General features: G+C 74.4%; 2 protein-coding genes and 1 pseudogene. 1 reads left to right on the top strand and 2 read right to left on the bottom strand.

Translation table 11 applies throughout. The features are described 5' to 3' along the window. Both QH283_RS16065 and QH283_RS16060 read right to left on the bottom strand, forming a co-directional pair. Positions 1-1,589, bottom strand: a 1,589-nt coding sequence (locus tag QH283_RS16065; RefSeq protein WP_280503794.1) for an Ig-like domain repeat protein, incomplete at its 3' end; no start/stop codon positions are given. Between the two features lie 4 nt (positions 1,590-1,593). After that, entirely contained in the window at positions 1,594-3,276 is a 1,683-nt protein-coding gene (locus QH283_RS16060; protein WP_280503793.1) for an Hsp70 family protein, read from the bottom strand. 99 nt (positions 3,277-3,375) lie between these two features. On the opposite strand from QH283_RS16060, the pseudogene QH283_RS16055 reads away from it, so the two are divergent. Beyond that, positions 3,376-3,958: pseudogene (locus QH283_RS16055) on the top strand (hypothetical protein); the annotation flags it as partial.

Raw genomic sequence — 3,958 nt, 5'->3', positions numbered from 1 at the left:
CCCCCCCGCCCCCCCCCCCCCCCCCCCCCCCCCCCCCCCCCCCCCCCCCCCCCCCCCCCCCCCCCCCCGCCGGTGGGGGCGGGCACCGGGACGGCGGCCAGCTGTCGAGTGGCGGACTCGTGGTCGGCGCAGCGGGCCAGGGCCTGGCCGAGCAGGCGGACACGTTCCAGCGGGGCGGCCGCGGCGGCGGTGCCGACGAGCCGGTCGGCCTCGGCCACGGCGGCGCGGGCTTCCGCGGCCAGCGCCTCCAAGCCGACGTCGTACCCGGTGGGTGGCGGGACGTCGCAGGCGGTGGCGCGCAGCTTCTCGGTCAGCGCCAGCACCTCGGTGTAGCGGTTGGCCGCGCGGGCCGCCGTCGCGGCGCTCCACCAGGACCCCGCCTCGGCAAGCACTCGCTCCACCTCGTCGGCGACGGAACGGATCTGGGTGGTGCCGTCGCGACGGGTGTCGAGCATGCGGGCATCGGCGACGAGCCGGGCCGCCTGCTGCGGACGGCCCTCGCGCAGCGCGGCCCTGGCCGCCTTCAACGGTTCCATCCAGTCCTGGCGGGGCGGCGCCGGATTCGACACCGGTGCGGGCACGCGAGCGGGCGGCGCCGGGGGCGGCGTCACGCCGGGGCGGACCCGTGCCCCGAGTTCCCGCGCCAGCTCCTCGAGGACCATGGCCGCACCGGACGGGTCGAGTCCCAGTTCGACGGCTTCCTCGTGCAGGAAGTCGTAGTCGTCGCCGGCCAGCTCGTCCTCGACCAGCACCGCGGCCCGCACCTTGGGCCGCAGCTTCTCGGCCACGTCCGCGACCACCGAGACCACATACTCCTCGGCCACCTCGGGGCCCGGTTCGAGCAGGTCGGCGACGTGCACGAGCAACTCGTCGAGCACCACCCGCATCCGGCCGGGCGGCAGCTCCCTTGCCCGCGCGCGCAGGGCCTCGGCGCGCAGCCGGACCTCCTCGGTGTGCCCGGCGCGAGTCGGGTCGAGACCGAGCAGCGCGAGCAGGGTCGGGGCGGGCGGGCCGTCCACGAGCCGGGCCCATTCGGCGAGCAGGCGCCGGATCTCGGCGCGGCGCTGCTCGGTGAGCAGGGTGGGCGCGGGCGCGGCGGCCGGGGCGTCTTCGAGCACGCGGTGCCTGCGCAGCCTGCCCGCCACCTCGGCGGCGCCGAGCCCGCTCATGGCGCCGATCTCCTCCAGGCCCGACACCTTGCCGGCCGGTACACCGCCGTGGCGCTCCACCAGCCGGGCGATCGCCGCGTCCAGCATGGCGAAGCGTTCCGCGTCGCGTTCCTCGCGTTCGCGGCGGATGCGCAGCGCCTCGGCCCGCCGGGCGGAGCCGTCAAGCAGCAGATACGACAACCGCTCGTGGTTGGCGACGAGCACCCCGACCAGCACCCGGTACTTGGGGTGGTCGCGCTGGCGCTGCCAGAACCCCCACACCTCGGTCACCCGGGCCGCCACCTCGGCGTCGGTGAGCGTCTCGGCCAGCTCGAGCGGCACGTCGTAGAGCTCGAAGGGGTCGGAGTGCTCGACACCGCCGCGGCGCTCGACCGCGGCGAGCACCCGTTTGCGGTAGTCGTTGGGATCGAAGGGCCGCATGTCGTCAGACGTCGCGCCGCCGGGAGCGTTGCAGCTGCTCGAGCTCGCGCGCGACATCGGCCTGGGACATTGCCGCACCGGTCTGCGCCGAGAGCACCAGCGGCATGTCGGCGTCGACATGGTGGGCGGTGACGTGCAGGACACCGTCGAAGCCCATCTCGAAGGTGACCCGCACCTCGCTGCCCGCCGGATACCCGGGCGGGATGCCACGGATGCGGCCCTCCACCAGCACCTTGGTGTCCTCGGGGCGGATGGATTCGGCCTGGCCCTGCTGTTCGACGATGGTGAGCTCGATCTGGTCCTGGTCGGCGCGCACGGTGCCGAAGGAGCGCCGCACGCGCACCGGCAGGGTCTGGTTGCGATGCACCAGCCACGCCGCCGACAGGCCGTAGTGCGCGTCCAGCGCCAGCACGCCGAAGCCGCGCGAGACCACGGTGTCGACCTGGATCTCCAGCATGCGCCGCACCACGCTCACCGGCTGGCCGAAGGAGGCGGCCACCCGCGCCACGGCCTGCTCCAGATCGGCGGGCGCGGCCTCGGTGAGGGATGCCCCGTCGCGGAGCCTGCCCCTGGTGACCAGGTCGGCGGCGACCAGCCGCTCCATCTCCAGCTTCTCGCCGTAGAGGGCCGCGCCCCGTGCCACCGACAGGTCGGGATCGCGCAGCTCTCCGACCAGGCCGAACTCTTCGCGCAGGTGCCTGGCCACCATCGGCATCCGGGACGAGCCGCCGACCAGCAGCAGCCGGTCGACCCGGGCGACGCCGCGCTTGGCGGCCTCGGCCAGGCAGTCCCGGGTGAGGTCGATGGTGCGGCGCATGAGCGAGGCGGTCATCTCCTCGAGCTCGGCGCGGGTCAGGGTGACGACCGAGCGGCGGCCGTCGTGCGCGACGACCACCTCGGTGCTCTCGGCATCGGTCAGGTCGTGCTTGGCGCGCTCGGCGGCCAGCACCAGCATCTGCGAGCCCGCGGAATCGTCGAGCGGGTCCTCGGCGTCGGGATGCTCGGCGCAGAAGCGCTGCGACAGTTGCAGAGCGATGCGCTCGTCCCAGTCGGCGCCGCCGAGCTGGTGGTCGCCCTCCACCGCCAGCACCGAGATCCGGCGGTCGGCCAGTTCGATGACGGTGGCGTCGAAGGTGCCGCCGCCGAGGTCGTAGACCAGCACGGTCTCCCGTGCGCCCGCCTTGCCGATGTCGATGCTGCCGTCGAGCTTGCCGAATCCGTAGGAGAAAGCGGCTGCGATGGGCTCGGAGAGCACGCCCGCGACCTCGAACCCGGCGTAGGTGCCCGCCTGGATGGTGGCCTTGCGCTCCTCGTCGCCGAAGTAGGCGGGCACGGTGATGACCGCGCGCCGCACCGGCTCGCCACCGGCGAACTCCGCGTCGGCTGCCAGGCTCTTGAGGATCAGGGCGGAGACCGCGGGGGCCGACCACATCTCGCCGTGCGCGGCGAAGCGCCAGTCGGCGTCGCCCATGCGCCGCTTGACCAGCGCGCACACGTGCTCGGGGTCGAGCCGGGCCTGGCGCCGCGCGCCCTCGCCGACGACGTGATCGAAAGCGGATGCGAACAGCACGACGGAGGGAACCGTCGGTTCCCCGTTCATGCCGGTCAGCACTTCGGGACGGCCGTCGGCGTCGATCCGCGCGATGGCCGAGTTCGTTGTGCCCAGGTCGATGCCGTAGACCCCCATGCGAGGGATGCTAGCAGTCCCCGCCTGCGGTCAGATCCGCTCACCGCGCGAATCCCGCTGTCGCCGCGCCGATTCGCCTCCCGGCGTTAGGGTGCCTGCATGACGGACACCGGGCAGCGCACCGAGCACGCGCATGACCGCACTCCTGACCAGGGGGAACGCACCATCGACACCGACACCGACATCGACACCGACACCGATACCGCCGCTGTCGACACCGACAGCCACACCGCCGACGGCGCCGCCGTCCCGACCGAGCCGGGCACCGGCGGGCGGACCGCGCCCGCGCCGACTGTACCCGAGACCACCTCGACGGCGCACGAGCCCACGACGGCGCACGAGCCGACGCGCGACGAGACCGCCGCCCTGTTGTCGCGGCTGAGCGAACACATCGAGGACCTGTCCCGCGTGGTGGCACGACAGGCCGCCACGATCGAGCGACTGGCCGACGAGGCCAAGGCCCGCGACCGCAGGGAACGCGCGGGCGCCGACCTCCCGTTGGTCACCGAACTGTTCGCCCTGCACGGCGACACGGTGACCTGCGCGCACACCGCCGAATCCGATCGCGACCGCGACGCCTTCACCGCGCTGGCCACCCGCGTGGAACGCCTGCTCACCGGCCCCCGCGGGCCCCACGGGGGGCCCCCGCGCGGGCGCCCCGCCGGACCCCCCCCCCCACAGC

The sequence above is a fragment of the Nocardia farcinica genome, from assembly GCF_029867845.1.
GTDB classification, from domain to species: Bacteria; Actinomycetota; Actinomycetes; order Mycobacteriales; family Mycobacteriaceae; genus Nocardia; species Nocardia farcinica_A.
This window is presented reverse-complemented; position numbering and strand designations above follow the sequence as displayed.

Coding starts and splice junctions, on each gene's coding strand:
- QH283_RS16060 (WP_280503793.1), bottom strand. CDS start 3,276: ATGGGGGTCTACGGCATCGACCTGGGCACAACGAACTCGGCCATCGCG.